Below are 17,783 nucleotides of genomic sequence, written 5' to 3'. Positions count from 1 at the left end.
GGTTCCGGGCATGCCGAAGGCGCCCGTGACGGGTGAGGCGTCGAGAAGTTCGGGGCGGGGTGCCCCTGACGGGAGGGGCCGCTCAGGCGGCTACTCGGGGTAGACCGAGGCGGAGGGTTCTTCGGAGTGCGGTGCCGACGGAGGGGCGGTCGTCGGTGTGGGGGAGGGAGGGGGCGTGGGCGGTGCCGAGGTGGTCCGGCTCTCGGGGGCACTGGTGGTCGGCGCGGGGCCGGTCGGCTCGCTCCTCGTCCCGGACGGGGTGATGCCGCCGGTGCTGGTCGTGGTCGCGGGCAGGGTCGTCTCGGGCTGCTCGGTCGGGGTCGTGCTCGGTGCCGGCGCCGAGCTCGTCGGGGTGCTGTCCGGTGAGGCCGTCGGGCTCGTCACCGGCCGCGGCCGGTGATCTGCGGGCTGGGCGCGGGTGAACATACTGGGCAGCAGGGCCAGTCCGACGCTGAGTCCGGCCACCGCCACAGCGGAGCCGCCCGCCTTCCACAGCAGCCGCGACCTGCGGCGGGCCCGGATGCCCGCGTGCAGCCGCTGCCGGTGCGCGGGCTCGTAGGGGGTGTGCTGCCGGGTGTCGTGCATCAGCCGCGACAGGTCCCGCTCGAAGTCGTCCATCGGTACTCCTTTCACCCCACGGGCCTGACGGTGTCGGACAGGATCTGGCGGAGCCGCGCGACTCCGCGTGACGCATGGGACCGGGCGGTGCCCACCGGGCAGCCCAGGGCCTGCGCGACCTGGGCCTCGGGCAGGTCCTCGTAGTAGCGCAGCACGACCGCGGCCCGCTGCTTCGGCGACAGCTGGGCCAGTGCCGCCTCCAGCCGCGAACGTTCCGCGACGGCGGACGACACGTCGCCCGGGTCGGCCCGGTCGGGCAGGTGCTCCACCGGTCGCTCACCCCACCAGCGCCGCCGCGCCGAGCGGGCCGCCAGCCGCACCAGCACCGTCCGGACGTACGCCTCGGGAGCCTGCTCGGCCACCTTCGGCCAGGCGAACCACAGCTTGACCAAGGCCTCCTGCACCAGATCCTCGGCCCGCTGCCGGTCGCCCCCCGTGAGCAGACGCGCGACATGGAGCAGCGCCGACCAACGGGCGGCCGCGAACTCGTCGAAGCCGTCCGCCCGAACCTGCTCCATCCTCACCGTCCTGCGTCTCAGTGGCCCCCTACACCTCTCAAAAGACGCCGGCCCCCGCCCCACGCTGCACTCCACACCTGTGATCCACCTCACTTCGCCTGGAGCAGGGCATGGAAAAGGGCCCGTGCGCAGGCACGGGCCCTTCCTGGCTGGGTGTCTTCCTACGTCCGGTCGCCCTTCGGCTGGGCCGGCTGGTCCGGTGTGCCGTGCGGCGGCGGGCTGTGCGGCTGCGGCGATGTCGCGGGCGACACGGGCGAGCCTCCCTGGGCACTCTGCCCCGTCTCGGGGCGCAGGGCGTTCGGGTCGCCGGACGTCGGTTCGGCGCCCCCGTGCAACTGGTCCAGCCGGGAGTCCAGCAACCGGGTCACCGGCAGCCGGTCGGCGTGCGATCGTTCGTAGGCCAGAAGCTGCTCGACCTCGTCCGCGGACAGCGACCGCACACGGCTCTCCAGGCCGCCGATCGGCAGATGGTCGTAGTCGGGCAGTGGCAGGGCGCTGCGGGCGGAATCGGCCATGGTTCTCACTTCCCTGTGTACGACGTGCTGGACGAGCCGGGCGGTGGACTCAGCGGCCTCCCGGGCCGCCGCTGCCGAAGCCACCGCTGCTGCCCTCGTTCCAGCGCGGGCGTTCCTGCGAGGCGCTGGTCCGGTCGCTCTGATTGCCGTGCGTCTTCAGCTCGTGCGGCGTCAGACGCTCCTCACTTCTCGGCATCTCGTCCGGCTCGCGGCGCTCCAGCGTCTCGCGGACCGGTCCGCCGTCGGGCAGCCTGGGCTGCTCGTCGGGCCGCGGCGGGCGCCGGCGCTTGTGCCGCAGGCCCAGGATGAAGGCGCCCAGCAGCAGAGCCAGAACCACCAGACCCGTTACGACGAACCCGAAGCCGGGGGCGTCGCCGCCCGCGGCCATCTCCATCCATGCGTCAGTCATGGCCCGCGGGTACCCCTGGTCCTCATCATGAACCCGGCCCCCTCCGGCCGGAGCCCGGCCCGTCCGTGAGGGGTACTCCGCGGGAAACACCGGTTTGACCGGCCTGGACCGGGGCTACCCGCGCTGTGTGACTTCGACGACATCCCAGCAGGAGCTGTTCCGGTTCCTGGAGGACCGTTTCGCCTGTGCGCAGGCGTGTACCGAGTGCGCGCGAGCGTGTGCGCTGCGCGCGAGCCTCGTGGATCCCGACGGCACCGAGAACCAGGAACTCGTCCGACGCAAGGGCATCATGGCCGCGGAGGTCTGCGACGCGACCTGCCGTGTGCTGTCCGAACAGAACCAGGTGGACGAGAGCGGCATCCGGGTCCAGGTGGAGTGGTGCCGGACCGTGTGCCTGGAGGCCGCCCACGTCTTCGACCGGCAACCGGGAGCGGAGGACTCGGCGGCGGCCTGCCGCGCCTGCGCACGGGCGTGTACGGACTTTCTCGCCACGCTGAACTGACCGACGCCATTCCCAATTTCTGAAACACGTTCTACGGTGTGCGCCGACAGGACCGGCCTTGGGAGCCTGGAGGCGCCGTGCACCTCGACTACACGCCCGAGCAGCAGCGGCTGCGCACCGAACTGCGGTCCTACTTCGCCGAACTGGTCCCGGACCAGGCGTACGCCCGGCACGGCGACCCGGCCACCCGGAAGCGGTTCTACCGCGACACCATCCGGCGGCTCGGCGCGGACGGCTGGCTCGGCGTGGGCTGGCCGAAGGAGTACGGCGGGCGTGGCCTGACGGCCATGGAGCAGTTCATCTTCTTCGACGAGGCCGCCCAGGCCGGTGTCCCGCTGCCGCTCATGGCGCTGAACACCGTCGGCCCGACGATCATGCGGTACGGCACCGACGAACAGAAGGCGTACTTCCTGCCGAAGATCCTCTCCGGCGAGATCGACTTCGCCATCGGTTACAGCGAGCCCGGCGCCGGCACCGACCTCGCGTCCCTGCGCACCAGGGCGGTACGGGACGACGGGGGCACCTCCCGCTCGAGCGAAGTCGAGAGTGGGGGAGAGTACGTGGTCAACGGCCAGAAGATCTGGACGACCAACGGTGACACGGCCGACTGGGTGTGGCTGGCCGTGCGCACCGACCCGGACGCGCCGCCGCACAAGGGCATCACCATGCTCCTGGTGCCGACCTCCGACCCCGGCTACTCCTGCACCCTGATCAACACCCTCGCCTCGCACGACACCACCGCCAGCTACTACGAGAACGTCCGCGTCCCCGTCTCGCGCCGGGTCGGCGCCGAGAACCAGGGCTGGCGGCTGATCACCAACCAGCTCAACCACGAACGCGTCACCCTGGCCGCCCACGGCACCATGGCAGTCCGCGCCCTGCACGACGTGCGGCGCTGGGCGACGGAGACCAAGCTCGCCGACGGCCGGCGCGTCGCCGACCTGCCCTGGGTACGCCGCCTCATGGCCCGCACGCACGCCCGGCTGGAGGCGCTCAAACTGCTCAACTGGCAGATGGTGAGCGCGGTCCAGGACGGCACCCTCACTCCGCAGGACGCCTCCGCCGTCAAGGTCTACGGCTCGGAGGCGCGACGCGACGCCTACGCCTGGCTCATGGAGATCGTCGCGGCCCCCGGTGCCCTGAAGGAGGGCTCGGCCGGCGCGGTCCTGCACGGCGAACTCGAACGCGGGTACCGCTCGGCGGTCATCTTCACCTTCGGCGGCGGCAATAACGAGATTCAGCGCGAGATCATCTCGTGGATCGGGTTGGGGATGCCGAGGGTGCGGCGCTGAGGGCCCACCAGCACGCCGCCGGAGCCCGGGCCCCTGGCTCTGGCCGTCACAGCGGGCCAGGCCGGTGAAGCCCTGGGTCGGCCGTTCTCAGGCGCAGGCTGCCTTCGCCGCGGACGAGTCGGCCACCAGTTGGAGCCAGTGGTGGGTGTTGCTGTCCTGGCAGATGAGTCGGGCGACGTGGTCGGTGTCGAGGCTCCACAGCCGTTGCTCTGGCGTGGCTCCGCCGGCGATGGTTGCGAGGGTGCGTCCGTCAGGGCCGAAGGCAACGCCCGGGACGGCGTCGGTGTGTCCCGTGAGGTCGGCGGTGGCGCGACGCTCGCCAATGCTCCACAGCCGCACGGTGCCGTCGTAGCCGGCGGTGGCCAAGGTGCGGCCGTCGGGATTCACACCGCCAGTACGAAATCTCCGATCCAGCAGGCCTGAGCTCCCTGCGACTGCTGCAGCGGTGAGGTGCAGCCACTCGGCAGGGGTGGACCCGCCGGTCGCCGGATGGGCGGGCGTCCCCGTGGGGCAGGGCGGCCGGTGGTCGGGGCGCGACCGGCCCGAGCGCGTCCCAGCGATCCGCGCCAAGCTGGAACTGCGGAGCAAACCGGACACATCACCCGCGCCAGTCAGGGGGTACCGCCATGAAGGGCTACGTCTTCCACGGCCCCGGACAGTCCGTCTGGGAGGACGTCCCGGACCCGGGTGTCCAGGAGGCGACCGACGCCATCGTGCGCGTCGACGCCGTCACCATCTGCGGAACGGACCTGCACATCCTCAAGGGCGACGTGCCCGAGGTCCGTCCGGGCACCGTGCTCGGTCACGAGGCGGTCGGCGAGATCGTCGACGTCGGCGCCGACGTCCGCACGGTGCGGCCGGGCGACCGGGTGCTGGTCTCCTGCATCACAGCCTGCGGCCGCTGCCGGCCCTGCCGTGAGGGCACGTACGGCCAGTGCCGGGGCGGCGGTGGCTGGATCCTGGGCCGGCTGGTCGACGGCACCCAGGCCGAGTACGTCCGTGTGCCGTACGCGGACCTCTCCGTGCACCCGCTGTCCAGCACCTTGGACGGCAAGGACGCCGTGCTGCTGGCCGACATCTTCCCCACCTCCTACGAGGTCGGCGTGCTCAACGGACGCGTACGGCCCGGGGACACCGTCGCCGTCGTCGGCGCCGGCCCGATCGGACTCGCGGCCGTCGTGACGGCCCGGCTGTTCGCTCCGGAGCGCATCGTCGCGGTGGACCTCGCCGCAGCGCGGCTGGAAGCGGCGAAGCACCTGGGCGCGGACGCCGTGGCGGACGCCCGGGAGGCCCCCGAACAGCTGGTCGCGGACCTCACCGGGGGACTGGGCGCGGATGTGGTCGTCGAGGCCGTCGGCGCCCCCGAGGCCTTCGAACTCTGCACGCGGATGGTGCGGCCCGGCGGTCACGTCGCCAACGTCGGCGTGCACGGCAAACCGGCGACCCTCCATCTGGAGGACCTGTGGATCAAGAACGTCACGATCACCACCGGGCTGGTGGACACGTACTCCACGCCCACCCTGCTCCGGATGGCTGCAGCCGGCCGCCTGCCCACCGGGCAACTGGTCACGCACACCTTCCCGCTGACCCACATGGAGGAGGCGTACGACGTCTTCGCCCGTGCCGCCGACACCGGGGCGCTCAAGGTCGTCCTGGGCGAGGAGCCGCACGAGGAGGTCGTCCCCTACCGGGCGGCCTGACGAAGGACCTGACGAAGGAGACCTGACGAAGGACCTGACGAAGGAGACCTGACGAAGGACCTGACGAAGGAGACCTGACGAAGGAGAGAGGTGAAGCGTCATGACCGAACGGGCCTCGTCGCATGCCGTCGAAGGACGCCCGGTGGGCGACCTCGGGCGGCGGATCGCCCAGCGGCGTACCGAACTCGGCCTGAGCCGGCAGGAGACGGCCGCACGGGCGGGCATGTCGCAGGCCTACCTGCAGTACCTGGAGGAGCGACCGCCGACCGACCCGGGCGCCGGTACCCTCCTCCGGCTGGCAGGAGCGCTCAAGACCACGGTGTGGCATCTGACCGGCGGCGACTCCGAGCTGCCTCCCGGCCTCGGCCGAGCCGCCCGCACACCCCGCTTCACGGAGCTGACCGAAGCGGAGTGCCGCTCCCTGCTCTCCACCCACGGAGTGGGACGCCTCGCCCTGCCCGCGGACTCCGGGCCGGTCGTCGTACCGGTCAACTACAGCGTCGTCGACGGCGGCATCGTCTTCCGCACCGCGCCCGGAACGACTCCGGCACAGGCGGACGGTCACCGGGTCGCCTTCGAGGCCGACCGCATCGACGAGGCGTTCAGCGAGGGCTGGAGCGTGCTGGTGCGGGGGCCCGCGGCGACCGTGACGGATCCGGACGAGGTCGCCCGTCTCGAAGAGCAGGCGTACAGCACCCCCTGGGCGGGAGGCCGGCGCGACCTGTGGCTGCGCATCGAGCCCGTCACCGTCAGCGGGCGCCGCATCACCGTGGTCTGAGCACATACACGCCCCGGCCGCTCCGTGTCCCAGGGACTCGACCGCAGCCGCCCGCAGGCTGCTCAGTCAGCCTGTGCGCGGCCCCCGGCGGCGTACCTCGGGCCGAACGGCCCCGGCGCCGGACCGATCGCCCCTCGCGTCCGGCTGCGCCGGATGCGACGGTGAGAGTGGGTCCGCACCATGCCGTGACGAGGCGGTGGGAACGATGACGATGGTGGCCGCGGTGCCGCGACAGGTTCGGCGGGAGCCGCTCCCGTGACGAACCGGTCCTGGGCCTACGAGGGGTACCGTCCCGCGGAGGAACGTGTGCGGGAGTCGCTGTGCACGCTGGGCAACGGCTACTTCGCCACCCGCGGGGCGCTGCCCGAGTGCACGGCGGACGACGTGCACTACCCCGGCACCTACGCGGCGGGCTGCTACAACCGCCTCACCTCCGAGGTCGCGGGACGCCGCGTCGAGAACGAGGACCTGGTCAACCTCCCCGACTGGCTTCCGCTGCGCGCCCGTCCGGCGGGCGGGCAGTGGCTCACCCCCGACTCGGCGACCGTCCTCGACCACCGCCAGACCCTCCTCCTGAATTACGGACTGCTGGAGCGCAGCACCCGGTACGCCCTCGGAGACGGGCGGGTGCTGTCCCTGCGGCAGCGGCGGCTGGTGCACATGGGCGATCCGCACCTCGCGGCGCTGCGCACCGAATTCACCGCCGAGAACTTCACCGGCGAACTGGAGATCGAGGCCGCGCTCGACGGGGCGGTCGTCAACGCCGGGGTGCCGCGCTACCGCGACCTGGACGGCCGTCACCTGACCCACGTGCACACCGGCACCGCCGTACCAGGCACGGTCTGGCTGCGCTGCCGCACCCGCACCTCGGACATCCGGATCGGCATGGCCGCCCGGCTGACGGCCCGGGGGCCGATCACGGACGGGCACGAACCCTCACGCGCCGTCCAGCGGGCCACGCTGTCCCTCGCCCCCGGCCGTACCGTCACCGTCGACAAGACCATCGCCCTGCACACCTCACGCGATCCGGCGATCAGCGACCCGTTGCAGGCCGCCGCGGACCGGGTGGGCGCGGCCCCGGACTTCGACGGCCTGCTGGCATCACACCGCACGGCCTGGGACCAGCTGTGGCGCCGGGCCGAGATCGACGTCCCCGGGGAAGCGGGGGCCATCCTGCGCCTGCACCTCTTCCACGTCCTCCAGACCCTCTCACCGCACACCGCGGAGCTGGACGTGGGTGTACCGGCCCGCGGGCTCCACGGCGAGGCCTACCGCGGCCATGTCTTCTGGGACGAGCTGTTCGTCCTGCCGTATCTGAACCTGCACTTCCCCGAGGTGTCCCGCGCCCTGCTCCAGTACCGTCACCGGCGCCTGGACCGGGCTCGCGCCGCGGCACGGGCCGTCGGCCGCCGGGGCGCGCTGTACCCCTGGCAGAGCGGCAGCGACGGACGGGAGGAGACCCAGTGGCTGCACCTCAATCCCCGCTCGGGCCGCTGGCTGCCCGACCACACCCACCTCCAGCACCACGTCGGTTCGGCGATCGCGTACAACGTGTGGCAGTACTGCGAGGCCAGTGGTGACGTGGAGTTCCTGCACACCGACGGCGCCGAGACGCTGGTGCAGATCGCGCGATTCTGGGCCGACTCGGCCACCTGGGACACGAACCTGGGGAGGCACCGCATCAGGGGCATCGTCGGACCCGACGAGTACCACGACGCCTACCCCGGTGCCGAGCGGCCGGGCCTGGACGACAACGCGTACACCAACGTCACGGCGGCCTGGGTCCTCGCCCGCGCCCTGGAGGTGCTGCGCACCCTGCCCGAACCGCGCTGCCGCGAACTCGTCGAACGCATCGCCCTGGACGACGGTGAGCCCGACCGCTGGCAGGAGGTCTCGCGTACGCTCCACGTGCCGTTCCACGACGGCGTCATCAGCCAGTTCGAGGGGTACGGCGACCTCGCCGAACTCGACTGGGACGACTACCGCGCGCGCTACGGCGACATCCGGCGCCTGGACCGGATCCTGGAGGCCGAGGGCGACAGCGTCAACCGCTACAAGGCGTCCAAGCAGGCCGACGTACTGATGCTCGGCTACCTCTTCTCGCCGTTCGAACTCCAGCGCCTCTTCGGTCGGCTGGGCCACCGGCTGGACGAGGAGACCTGGCGGCGCACCATCGACCACTACCTGGCCCGCACCAGCCACGGCTCGACCCTCAGCGGGCTGGTCCACGGCTGGGTCCTGGCGCGGTGCCGACGCGCCGAGGCATGGCGGTACTGCCAGGAGGCCCTGCGCGGCGACATCGCCGACCTGCAGGGCGGCACGACGGGGGAGGGCATCCACCTGGGCGCGATGGCCGGCACCCTCGACCTGGTCCAGCGGGGACTGCCCGGTCTGGAGACCCGTGCGGGGTCACTGTGGCTGGACCCCGTGCCGCTGCCGGAGCTGTCCTCGTACGGCTTCTCCATCCGCTACCAGGGCCACTGGGGCATACGACTGCGGCTGACGAGCGGGCGGTTGAAGATCGCGGTTCCGCAGTCCGGCCTCCCGCCGATCGACGTCGAGCTGCCCGACCGGTCGGTCGCAGTGGCACCGGGGGAGACGCGACGACTGGTCCTCGCGGACGGTCGCGGCGCGTGACGAGCCCGGGCGGGCGAGACCGAGTACCTGCCACGGGAAACGACGGACCGTCCCCGGCAGAACCCACGGAATCACCCACCGGCTACTACGCCCGCGCGTCGGCCGACGTGCCCGTCAGCTGCCCGGTACGACGCTTGCGCCCGCGTCCAGGACCAGCACCGCGACGTGGAGAGACGTGCGCTGCAGGCCTGATTCCAGGTCGCAGCCCAGGAGCCGTTCGATGGTGTGGAGGCGCTGGTAGTAGGCCTGCCGGGACATGCCGGCCAGCTTCGCGGCGACCGACTTGTTCCCGGCGGCCGTCAGATAGGCACGCAACGCCGGCAGCAGGTCGCCGCCGTTGCGGTCGTCGTGCTCGATGAGGCGGGTCAGCTGCCGTTCCGCGTACCGCTGGAGGCGGGTGTCCGCGCGCAGGACGCCCAGGAGCTCCGGCAGGTCGACATCGGCGGGGACGTAGAACCACCGCTCGGGCGAGGCCGGCGTGATGGCCTCGGCCGTCTGCTCGGCCTCCTGCCATGACCGGGCGATACCGGAGAGGTCAGTCACCCCCGGGCCGACGGCGACGACGGCCTGCGGGCCGAGTTCCTCGCGGGCGAGACGGCCGATCCGCTCGGCGACCGGCTGCCAGGCGCTGGCCTGCGCCAGCGCGAGGAGCACGCCGATCCGGCCCGGGGCCGTCTCGCCGACCAGTGCGCGGACGCCGGTCTGCGTCAGGGCCTTCGCGATGCGTTCGTCGAGCTGTTCGCCCTCGCCACTGCGACAGGTGTGACGGATGACCATGGCGAAGAGGCGGTGCCCGAACGCCGGCAGCCCCAGCGCCTCGGCCCGGGCCCGGGCGTCGGCGGGGGAGCGGAAGCGTCGTTCGTACAGGTCCCGCAGAACGGAGCGGTGGGCGCGGCGCTCCCACCAGGCCGGTCCGGCCAGACGGGCCATGGTCAGCGCGACCGCCGCATGCTCCAGGATGAGCAGGTGCTCCGGGTCGGGCTCCGTGTTCAGCCGGTCCTCCAGCAGGACCAGCCGTCCCCACGGCCCGCGATGGTCCTGGACCGGGGCGATCAGCCACCCCTCCGGACCGCTCGGCGCGAGCTTCTCCAGGGTCGGCGCGGCCCGCGAGCGCCGGGCCCAGGCCGACACGACCGGCTCGTACGGCCGGCCGAGCAGTTCGCACATCAGGACCCGGTGGGTGAGATCCTCCAGCACCACCGGGGCTCCGGCGAGCTCCGCGGTGGTGTGCACCAGCTCCTCGGGACCCGCCCCCCGCAGCGTCAGGGCGGTGAAAATGTCCTGAATCTCCCGCCCGCGGCGGAGCAGTGCCCCCTGGGCGTCCAGGATCAGGGCGTGCACCGTCTGCGTGACGTCGATGAAGCGGACCCCGCGGGCCAGCTCGACCAGCGGCACCTCACGGGCCCGGCAGGCGGCCACCAGCTCGTCGGGCACCCTTCGGTAGCGGTGACCGAGTTCCACGATCAGGCCCGCCGCACCGACGTCGGCCAGCTGGTCGACGTAGCCCCGCAGCTTGGATGCGTCCTCCGGATACGGCATGCCGGTCGTCAGCACCAGCTCACCGCCCTCCAGGAAGTCCGCCGGATTGAGCAGCTCGGTGACGTGCACCCAGCGCACCGCACGGTTCAGCTGTGACTCACCGGCCAGAACGCGCGGCATCCCTTCGGTGAGCACCGGCAGGCGCAAAACCTCCGCGATGGTGAGGAAGTGCCCGCTTACGGGGGGTCTGGGCGGCATAGAGGGTGCTTTCTTCCTGAGGGGTCGGGGGTCACCTTCGCACCGGCCCACCGCGGTGACAAGAGGCGGAGTGGCACTTTCCGAAGCGTGGACGTCTGCCGTGACAGACCGTCTCGAGAAGGCCGTCAGGTGGAACACAGTGTGGGTTGACCTGCGTGTTCACCCGGGTCGAAAGTGAACGCCATCCCCAGCAGGACACGGACCGCAAGAGTCCGCACGGTGTCCGCCCGGTGCTGGGGACCTCACCGTCACCCATGCCACCTCCGGCGAAAGGAGCGACCTCATGCGCCGCACCCCGAAGCGCGTCGCCGTCATCGGCGCCGGCAGCATGGGCAGCCAGGCCATGTGGCGGCTGGCCGCCCGCGGAGCCGAGGTCATCGGCTACGACCGGTACGCGCCGGGGCACGACCGCGGCGCGGCGGGGGGCGAGAGCCGCATCTTCCGCGCCGTGCACCTCGGTGACCCCGGATACATCCCGCTGCTGGGGCTCGCCGACCGGATGTGGGACCGGCTCCAGCGCGAAACCGGCTTCTCGCTGCGCCGTCGCAGCGGATGCCTGGTGATGGGCGAGACCGCGTCCGCGCCCATGCGCCTCCTCCTCTCCGCCAGCACCGCCCACAAGCTGGACCACGAGGTGCTGGACCGGGAGGAACTCGCCCGTCGCTACCCGCAGCACCGCCTCCCGGACGGGCACACCGCCGTGCTCGACCGGACGGGCTGCATCATCAGGCCCGAGGCGTCCATCCAGGCCGCCGCCGCCCGCGCCGAGCAGCTGGGTGCCCGGCTGCACCGCTACACCACGGTGCACGAGATCGCCCCCGCGGCGGGCGGCGGGGTGCACATCGTCACCGACCAGGGCACGGACCACGTGGACACCGCGGTGGTGACCGTGGGCCCCTGGGTCAACACCCTGCTCCCGGACCTGCCGAGGGCCGTCGACATCCGCCGGCTCGTCAGCTCCTGGCACATCCCCACCCGCCACGACTGGTTCGCGGGCGGCGCACCCGCCTTCGTCCGCAGCGCACCCCATGACTGCTACGGACTCCCGTCGCCCGACGGCATCTCCGTCAAGCTGGGCCTCTCCTTCGCCCGCTATCTGCCCGTCCCCGACCCCGAACGGCTCGACCGCACGGTCCGCCCCGAGGAACTCGCCACCTTCCGCGAGCTCATCGGCGAGCTGATGCCCGATTTGAACCCCGACCCCATCCGGCTCTCGGTCTACATGGAGGGCTACACCAAGTCCGGGAACCCGCTCGTCGGTCATCTCCCCGGCGAGGACGACATCGTCGTCCTGGCCGGCTTCTCCGGCAGCGGCTTCAAACTCTCGCCCGCCATGGGCGAGATCGCCGCGGACCTGGCGCTCGACGGCACCACAGAGCACCCCGTCGGCTTCCTCGCACCGGCAGGAGTCGGCGCCGCCTGAAGCGCTGTGGCCCGTAACCAGTTCCCCGAACCAAGAAAGTGGAGCACTTCCATGCCCGTTCCCTCGTTCCAGTTCCGCCCGAAGTACGTCTCCTTCGACTGTTACGGCACGCTGATCGAATACCCGATCACCCCCATCACACGTGAACTCGTCGGCGACCAGATCCCGGCCGAGCAGTGGGACCAGTTCGTCCGGGAGTTCCGCGGCTACCGCTACGACCAGGTCCGCGGCGCGTACTACTCCTACGAGCAGGTGCTCCAGGACTCCTTCGAGCGGGTCTGCCGCAAGTGGGGCATCAAGGCCGCCCCCGAGGCGGGCAAGCGCTTCGCGGACGGCGTGCGCAGCTGGGGCCCGCACGCGGACATTCCGGAGCCGCTGAAGAAGATGGGTGAGAACTACAAGCTGGTCATCCTGTCCAACGCGGACGACTCCTTCCTGGAGGAGAGCGTGCCCCGCCTCGGCGCGGACTTCCACGCGGTCTTCACCGCGGAGCAGGCCGGCTTCTACAAGCCCCGCTACGCGGCCTTCGAGTACATGCTCGACCAGCTCGACGCGTCCCCCGAGGACTTCGTGCACGTCTCCTCGCACACCCGCTACGACCTGATGCCGATGCACGACATGGGCTTCCGCAACCTCATCCTCCTGGACCGCGGCTACGACCCCGTCACCCACGGCTACGACTACGTGACCGTCAAGTCCCTGGACGAGCTCAACCAGATGCTGGGCATCTGACGCGCGACGCATACCCGCTCACTCAGCACCTTCTTTCCGACAGGCGCCCGGTCTCGCGTGACCGCCCATGAGCCCCGCGCGTTTCCGGCCGTCCGCTGACGACGTCCCACCCCCCCCGTGAGATCCCCACGTCGTCCCCGCATCACGGATTCCCCGTATACCCCGCATCACGGATTCCCCGTATCCCCAGCGTTCTTCAGGAGGCACCGCCATGGAAAGCAACCGGACAGGCCGCAGAACCGTACTCCGCACCGCAGGCGCCGTGGCCGCCGCGATGCAGGTCAACAGGCACCTGAGCATCCCGATCGTCACGACCGCCCTGGCCCTCGCGCTCGCCGCGTGCGGGGCGAGCGGCACCGGGCAGAACGTGGGGGCGAAGGGCACGACGCAGGGCGGGGGTGCCGGTGCGTCGGCCGAGCACACCGACGACATCTCGGTGGGCGTGAAGCCGGATGCCAAGGCGGTGAAGCTGCTGCCCGCGGCGGTGAAGGACAAGGGCACGCTCTCGGTGGCCATGGACCTGGCCTATCCGCCCACCACGTTCATGGCGTCGGACAACAAGACCCCGATCGGGTTCAACCCGGACATGTCCCGGCTGATCGCCGCCAAGCTCGGCCTGAAGCTGCAGATCAACAACGTCAAGTTCGACACCATCATCACCGGTCTGCAGGCCGATCGGTACGACTTCACCGCCTCCACCATGGGTGCAACCAGCGACCGGCTGAAGGTGCTCGACATGGTCGACTACTTCAAGGCCGGGACCGGGGTGTCCGTCCCTTACGGCAACCCGCAGAAGCTGGGCACCCACTCCCTGTGCGGGCACCGCGTCGCCGTCACCTCCGGCAGCACCGCGGAGCTGCAGTGGCTGCCCCAGCTGTCCAAGCAGGACTGTACGAGCAAGGGCAAGCCGGCCATCAAGGCGGTGACCCTGCCCAGCGTGAACGACGCTCTGACCCAGCTGGTCTCCAAGCGGATCGACGCGGTGATGTACGACTTCATCGCGCTCGAGTGGGCGGCCCGGCAGCAGCCCAAGACGTTCGATGTCCTCAAGCCCCTGGTGGCCACCAAGCCCGTGGCCGTCGCGCTGAAGAAGGACTCTGCGCTGACCCCCGCGGTGAAGGCCGCCATCCAGTCGATCATCGACGACCCCAAGTACACCCAGGCGCTGGGCCGCTGGGGTCTCAAGGACCTCGGGATCAAGACCGCGGCCATGGCCGTCCCGCAGGACTGACATGTCCACGGATCTGATCGGTACGAAGACCAGGAGCCGACCGGTGTCACAACTGCTGGCCGAAGAAAAGAAGCGGATCACGCCGAAACGACCGCGTGACTATGTCACCTGGGCCGTCGCGATCGCGATCGTCGCCGGTCTGGTGTGGACGGCGGTGACGAACGAGAACTATCGCTGGCCGGTGGTGTTCAGCTACTTCACCACGCAATCGATTCTCAACGGTCTGCTGATCACGCTCGTTCTCACCGCGGTCAGCATGGCGCTGAGCACCCTGCTCGGGCTGGTCCTGGCGGTGATGCGCATGTCGCATCAGCGGCCCGTCTCCGGGCTGGCCCAGCTCTACATCGCCTTCTTCCGCGGCACCCCGGTGCTCGTGCAGCTGATCTTCTGGTTCAACATCGCGGCGCTGTACCCGCACATCTCGATCGGTATCCCGTTCACCGATATCTCCACGCCGGTCAACGTGAACGCGATCATGACACCGATGACCGCGGCCGTCGTGGGGCTGACGCTGAACCAGGCCGCGTACATGTCCGAGATCATCCGCGGCGGGTTCGCCTCGGTTCCTCGCGGACAGCACGAGGCCGCGGAGTCCCTGGGCATGTCGGGGTTCACCAAGCTCCGGCGCGTGATCATCCCGCAGACCATGCCGTCGGTCGTTCCGGCCACCGGCAACCAGGTGATCGGCATGCTCAAGGAGACCTCGCTGGTGAGCGTGCTCGGCGTCGCCGACCTGCTGAACAGCGCACAGTCGATCTACGCCCGCAACTACCAGACGATTCCGCTGCTGATCGTGGCCAGCCTCTGGTACCTGATCATGACGCTGGTGCTGAGCGTGCCGCAGTCCATGATCGAGCGCCGTTTCTCCCGCTCGACCCGGGTGCGGCTGACCCCGGCCGCCACGTCGGCCGAGCCGGAGGCGGGCCAGCCCGTACCCGCCACGAGGGAGTCCCTGCTGTGAACGCCGACGGAACGATCGTCGCACGCAAACTGTGCAAGAGCTACGGACGTCACCAGGTCCTGCGTGACATCGACCTGACCGTCGCGGCCGGAGAGATCTCCTGCATCATCGGCCCGAGCGGATCCGGCAAATCGACACTGCTGCGCTGTATCAACGGCCTGGAGACCGTCGACCGCGGTGTCCTCAAGGTCAACGGGGAGGACTTCGGCTACGTCGAGAAGGACGACGCCTACCACGCCGTGCGCCCCAAGCGGCTGGCCCAGCAGCGCACCCGCATCGGCATGGTCTTCCAGCAGTTCAACCTGTTCCCCAACATGACCGCCGAGGACAACGTCATGTCCGGACCGGTGCTGGTGAAGAAGAAGAACCGTGAGGCCAGCCGCGAGCAGGCGCGAGAACTGCTGGCCAAGGTCGGCCTCGACGGATGCGGCCACAAATACCCCGCTCAGCTCTCCGGCGGCCAGCAGCAACGCGTGGCCATCGCCCGCGCGCTGGCGATGGAACCCACCATCATGCTGTTCGACGAACCCACCAGCGCACTGGACCCCGAACGCGTGGGCGAAGTACTCGCCGTCATGCGTGACCTCGCCGGCAACGGAATGACCATGCTGCTCGTCACGCACGAGATGGGCTTCGCCCGCGAGGTCGCCGACGAGGTGCTGTTCATGGACGGCGGCGTCGCGGTCGAACGCGGCGACGCCCGCGAAGTCCTCGGCAACCCCCGTGAGAAACGAACCCAGGCGTTCCTCGAAAGGGTCCTGTAGAAGCGCTGGGACTGACATAACTTCCGCACCCTGCCGGTCCCGGTCCTCAACGCCTACCAGTTCGACGTCGATCCGACCGTCACAGCGCTGACAGCGCCGTCGGCCGGGCTCCTGGTGGTGCCCGGCCGGGCCCCGCCCCCCTTCGAAACTCCCCGCTAAGGACCCGACATGAAGACGATTCCCTACTGGATAGAAACCGCCGGGGCGTTTCCCGACCGATCCGGCAAGCCCGTCACCGAGGACACCGACCTGGTGGTCGTCGGCGCCGGCCTGACGGGTCTGTCCACCGCCCTGCACTCCGCCCGCAAGGGTGCCCGCGTCACCCTCGTCGAGAAGGGCCAGATCGGCTCCGGTGCCTCCGCCCGCAACGGCGGCATGGCCAACCTGGGCTTCACCATCGGTGTTCGCCAGGCCATCCGCCGGTACGGACTGGAACGGGCCCGCGAGATCTACAACTCCTACGGCGAGGCCGTGGACACCGTCGAGCGGCTCGTGAACGAGGAGTCCATCGACTGCCAGTTCCGTCGCGTCGGACGCCTGGGCGTCGCATCCCGCCCCGCGCACTTCGAGAGCAAGAAGGCCCAGCAGCGGGACCTGGCCCAGTACTTCGGGCACGAGACCACCCTGGTCGGCAAGTCCGAGCTGCGTTCCGAGATCGGCTCGGACGCCTACCACGGCGGTCTGCTCGACCCGTTCAGTGCCGCACTGCACGTCGGCCGCTTCGTGCGCGGCATGGCCGAGGCGTGCGAGCGCACCGGTGTGGAGATCCACGAGCGCAACGCGGCCATCGGCGTCCGGCGCACCGCCGCCGGACGTTTCGAGGTCAGCACCGAACGCGGTGTCATCCGTGCCGGGCAGGTCATGATGGCCACCGACGCCTACACCGACAAGAACTTCCCCTGGCTGCGCCGCCAGCAGGTGTGCCTGGGCAGTTTCATCATCGTGACCGAGCCGCTCGGCGAGGCCCTTGGCCGGGACATCATCCCCAAGGCCCGTCTCATCGTGGACTCCAACCAGGTCTGCCACTACTTCCGGCTCACCCCGGACAACCGGCTGCTGTTCGGCGGCCGTGCCCGCTTCGCGCCGTCCGACCCCACCTCGGACAAGAAGAGCGGACAGGTTCTGTTCCGGGAGATGTGCGAGATTTTCCCCCAGCTCTCCCGCACCAAGATCGAGTACGTGTGGGGCGGTTCCGTCGGCTTCGCCATGGACCGCATCGTGCACGCCGGGCAGACCGATGACGGCGTCTACTACTCCATGGGCTACGCGGGCCACGGTGTGCAGATGGCCACCCACATGGGGCAGGTCATGGCCGAGGTGATGGATGGTCACCCCGAGGTCAGCCCGGTCCGCGACATCGCCCCGCCCCGCATCCCCCTCTACAACGGCACCGCCTGGTTCCTGCCCTTCGCGGGCGCCTACTACAAGACGCTGGACCGCATCCGCTGACCGGTCGGCAGTTCCTCTACTCATACAAGGAGATACCCACGATGACTGTCGTCCGTGATGTTCCCAAGCAGTTGTTCATCGGCGGTGGCTGGCAGGACGCGCAGTCCGGCCGGACCCTGCCCGTCGACAACCCCGCCACCGGCGAGGAACTGTGCCGGGTCGCCGACGCCTCACCCGCCGACGGGCAGCGCGCCGTCGACGCGGCGGTGGCCGCGCAGGCCGCCTGGGCCGCCACACCACCCCGCCAGCGCAGCGAAATCCTGCGCCGCGCCTACGACCTGATCATCGCGCGCACCGAGGACCTCGCGCTGCTGATGACCCTGGAGATGGGCAAGCCGCTGGCCGAGGCCCGTGCCGAGGTCGCCTACGGCGCGGAGTTCTTCCGCTGGTTCTCCGAGGAAGCCGTCCGCATCGACGGCGGTCTGATGACCGCCCCCGACGGCCGCAACCGACTGCTGGTCACCCGCCAGCCCGTCGGCCCCTGCCTGCTCATCACCCCGTGGAACTTCCCCCTGGC

At 70.6% G+C, this 17,783-nt stretch carries 18 protein-coding genes; 12 read left to right on the top strand and 6 right to left on the bottom strand.

Going from position 1 to position 17,783, the window contains the following annotated elements:
• Positions 1 to 90: 90 nt before the first annotated feature.
• The 4 genes from ACFY5B_RS20000 to ACFY5B_RS19985 all read right to left on the bottom strand — a co-directional run bounded on the left by ACFY5B_RS20000 (position 91) and on the right by ACFY5B_RS19985 (position 2,060).
• Positions 91 to 618, bottom strand: coding sequence for a cellulase (locus ACFY5B_RS20000; RefSeq protein WP_389970920.1), 528 nt, complete (start codon positions 616 to 618; stop codon positions 91 to 93).
• A gap of 11 nt (positions 619 to 629) precedes the next feature.
• Positions 630 to 1,136 (bottom strand): SigE family RNA polymerase sigma factor, encoded by a 507-nt coding sequence (locus ACFY5B_RS19995; protein ID WP_389970917.1) that lies wholly within the window; start codon positions 1,134 to 1,136, stop codon positions 630 to 632.
• A gap of 161 nt (positions 1,137 to 1,297) precedes the next feature.
• Complete coding sequence (locus ACFY5B_RS19990; RefSeq protein ID WP_389970915.1) at positions 1,298 to 1,651, bottom strand: hypothetical protein; 354 nt, start codon at positions 1,649 to 1,651, stop codon at positions 1,298 to 1,300.
• A gap of 49 nt (positions 1,652 to 1,700) precedes the next feature.
• A complete protein-coding gene (locus ACFY5B_RS19985; RefSeq protein ID WP_389970912.1) occupies positions 1,701 to 2,060 on the bottom strand; it encodes a DUF6479 family protein in 360 nt (119 codons plus the stop codon).
• A gap of 127 nt (positions 2,061 to 2,187) precedes the next feature.
• On the opposite strand from ACFY5B_RS19985, the gene ACFY5B_RS19980 reads away from it, so the two are divergent.
• Both ACFY5B_RS19980 and ACFY5B_RS19975 read left to right on the top strand, forming a co-directional pair.
• Positions 2,188 to 2,562 carry a ferredoxin gene (locus ACFY5B_RS19980; RefSeq protein ID WP_352100004.1) on the top strand — a complete coding sequence of 125 codons (375 nt, stop codon included), beginning with the start codon at positions 2,188 to 2,190 and terminating at the stop codon, positions 2,560 to 2,562.
• Positions 2,563 to 2,639: 77 nt separating this feature from the next.
• Positions 2,640 to 3,854, top strand: coding sequence for an acyl-CoA dehydrogenase family protein (locus ACFY5B_RS19975; protein ID WP_389970909.1), 1,215 nt, complete (start codon positions 2,640 to 2,642; stop codon positions 3,852 to 3,854).
• Between the two features lie 87 nt (positions 3,855 to 3,941).
• Here ACFY5B_RS19975 and ACFY5B_RS19970 read toward each other — a convergent pair whose 3' ends face one another.
• Positions 3,942 to 4,241 (bottom strand): WD40 repeat domain-containing protein, encoded by a 300-nt coding sequence (locus tag ACFY5B_RS19970; protein WP_389970906.1) that lies wholly within the window; start codon positions 4,239 to 4,241, stop codon positions 3,942 to 3,944.
• A gap of 239 nt (positions 4,242 to 4,480) precedes the next feature.
• Here ACFY5B_RS19970 and ACFY5B_RS19965 point away from each other — a divergent pair, with 239 nt between their 5' ends.
• The 3 genes from ACFY5B_RS19965 to ACFY5B_RS19955 all read left to right on the top strand — a co-directional run bounded on the left by ACFY5B_RS19965 (position 4,481) and on the right by ACFY5B_RS19955 (position 8,969).
• Positions 4,481 to 5,554, top strand: a complete 1,074-nt coding sequence (locus tag ACFY5B_RS19965; protein ID WP_389970903.1) for a zinc-dependent alcohol dehydrogenase family protein — start codon at positions 4,481 to 4,483, stop codon at positions 5,552 to 5,554.
• Between the two features lie 100 nt (positions 5,555 to 5,654).
• The gene (locus ACFY5B_RS19960) at positions 5,655 to 6,332 is read left to right on the top strand and encodes a helix-turn-helix domain-containing protein (RefSeq protein WP_389970900.1); all 678 of its coding nucleotides are present in this window, start codon (positions 5,655 to 5,657) and stop codon (positions 6,330 to 6,332) included.
• 255 nt (positions 6,333 to 6,587) lie between these two features.
• A complete protein-coding gene (locus ACFY5B_RS19955; RefSeq protein ID WP_389970897.1) occupies positions 6,588 to 8,969 on the top strand; it encodes a glycoside hydrolase family 65 protein in 2,382 nt (793 codons plus the stop codon).
• 114 nt (positions 8,970 to 9,083) lie between these two features.
• Here the strand turns inward: ACFY5B_RS19955 and ACFY5B_RS19950 are convergent, their stop codons facing one another.
• Positions 9,084 to 10,706 carry a PucR family transcriptional regulator gene (locus tag ACFY5B_RS19950; RefSeq protein WP_389970894.1) on the bottom strand — a complete coding sequence of 541 codons (1,623 nt, stop codon included), beginning with the start codon at positions 10,704 to 10,706 and terminating at the stop codon, positions 9,084 to 9,086.
• A 283-nt stretch (positions 10,707 to 10,989) separates the two neighbouring features.
• Between ACFY5B_RS19950 and solA the strand changes: the two genes are divergently transcribed.
• The 7 genes from solA to ACFY5B_RS19915 all read left to right on the top strand — a co-directional run.
• A complete protein-coding gene (gene solA, locus ACFY5B_RS19945; RefSeq protein ID WP_389970891.1) occupies positions 10,990 to 12,129 on the top strand; it encodes an N-methyl-L-tryptophan oxidase in 1,140 nt (379 codons plus the stop codon).
• A gap of 51 nt (positions 12,130 to 12,180) precedes the next feature.
• Entirely contained in the window at positions 12,181 to 12,861 is a 681-nt protein-coding gene (locus ACFY5B_RS19940; protein ID WP_389970888.1) for a haloacid dehalogenase type II, read from the top strand.
• Positions 12,862 to 13,072: 211 nt separating this feature from the next.
• Entirely contained in the window at positions 13,073 to 14,092 is a 1,020-nt protein-coding gene (locus ACFY5B_RS19935; protein ID WP_389970885.1) for an ABC transporter substrate-binding protein, read from the top strand.
• 1 nt (position 14,093) lies between these two features.
• Complete coding sequence (locus tag ACFY5B_RS19930) at positions 14,094 to 15,053, top strand: amino acid ABC transporter permease (protein WP_258199119.1); 960 nt, start codon at positions 14,094 to 14,096, stop codon at positions 15,051 to 15,053.
• Positions 15,050 to 15,817 carry an amino acid ABC transporter ATP-binding protein gene (locus tag ACFY5B_RS19925; protein WP_389970881.1) on the top strand — a complete coding sequence of 256 codons (768 nt, stop codon included), beginning with the start codon at positions 15,050 to 15,052 and terminating at the stop codon, positions 15,815 to 15,817. The genes ACFY5B_RS19930 and ACFY5B_RS19925 overlap by 4 nt, the downstream gene beginning before the upstream one ends.
• A 168-nt stretch (positions 15,818 to 15,985) precedes the next feature.
• On the top strand, positions 15,986 to 17,266 hold the full coding sequence (locus tag ACFY5B_RS19920) for an NAD(P)/FAD-dependent oxidoreductase (RefSeq protein WP_389970878.1): 1,281 nt from the start codon (positions 15,986 to 15,988) through the stop codon (positions 17,264 to 17,266).
• A gap of 41 nt (positions 17,267 to 17,307) precedes the next feature.
• Positions 17,308 to 17,783 (top strand): aldehyde dehydrogenase family protein (locus ACFY5B_RS19915; protein WP_389970875.1); only part of this gene is annotated, 476 nt, incomplete at its 3' end.

The organism is Streptomyces sp. NPDC013187, from assembly GCF_042899705.1.
In the GTDB taxonomy this organism is placed as follows: domain Bacteria; phylum Actinomycetota; class Actinomycetes; order Streptomycetales; family Streptomycetaceae; genus Streptomyces; species Streptomyces hawaiiensis_A.
This window is presented reverse-complemented; position numbering and strand designations above follow the sequence as displayed.

Coding starts and splice junctions, on each gene's coding strand:
- ACFY5B_RS19960 (WP_389970900.1), top strand. CDS start 5,655: ATGACCGAACGGGCCTCGTCGCATGCCGTCGAAGGACGCCCGGTGGGC.
- ACFY5B_RS19990 (WP_389970915.1), bottom strand. CDS start 1,651: ATGGCCGATTCCGCCCGCAGCGCCCTGCCACTGCCCGACTACGACCAT.
- ACFY5B_RS19940 (WP_389970888.1), top strand. CDS start 12,181: ATGCCCGTTCCCTCGTTCCAGTTCCGCCCGAAGTACGTCTCCTTCGAC.
- ACFY5B_RS19935 (WP_389970885.1), top strand. CDS start 13,073: ATGGAAAGCAACCGGACAGGCCGCAGAACCGTACTCCGCACCGCAGGC.
- ACFY5B_RS19965 (WP_389970903.1), top strand. CDS start 4,481: ATGAAGGGCTACGTCTTCCACGGCCCCGGACAGTCCGTCTGGGAGGAC.
- ACFY5B_RS19950 (WP_389970894.1), bottom strand. CDS start 10,706: ATGCCGCCCAGACCCCCCGTAAGCGGGCACTTCCTCACCATCGCGGAG.
- ACFY5B_RS20000 (WP_389970920.1), bottom strand. CDS start 618: ATGGACGACTTCGAGCGGGACCTGTCGCGGCTGATGCACGACACCCGG.
- ACFY5B_RS19995 (WP_389970917.1), bottom strand. CDS start 1,136: ATGGAGCAGGTTCGGGCGGACGGCTTCGACGAGTTCGCGGCCGCCCGT.
- ACFY5B_RS19930 (WP_258199119.1), top strand. CDS start 14,094: ATGTCCACGGATCTGATCGGTACGAAGACCAGGAGCCGACCGGTGTCA.
- ACFY5B_RS19985 (WP_389970912.1), bottom strand. CDS start 2,060: ATGACTGACGCATGGATGGAGATGGCCGCGGGCGGCGACGCCCCCGGC.
- solA (WP_389970891.1), top strand. CDS start 10,990: ATGCGCCGCACCCCGAAGCGCGTCGCCGTCATCGGCGCCGGCAGCATG.
- ACFY5B_RS19920 (WP_389970878.1), top strand. CDS start 15,986: ATGAAGACGATTCCCTACTGGATAGAAACCGCCGGGGCGTTTCCCGAC.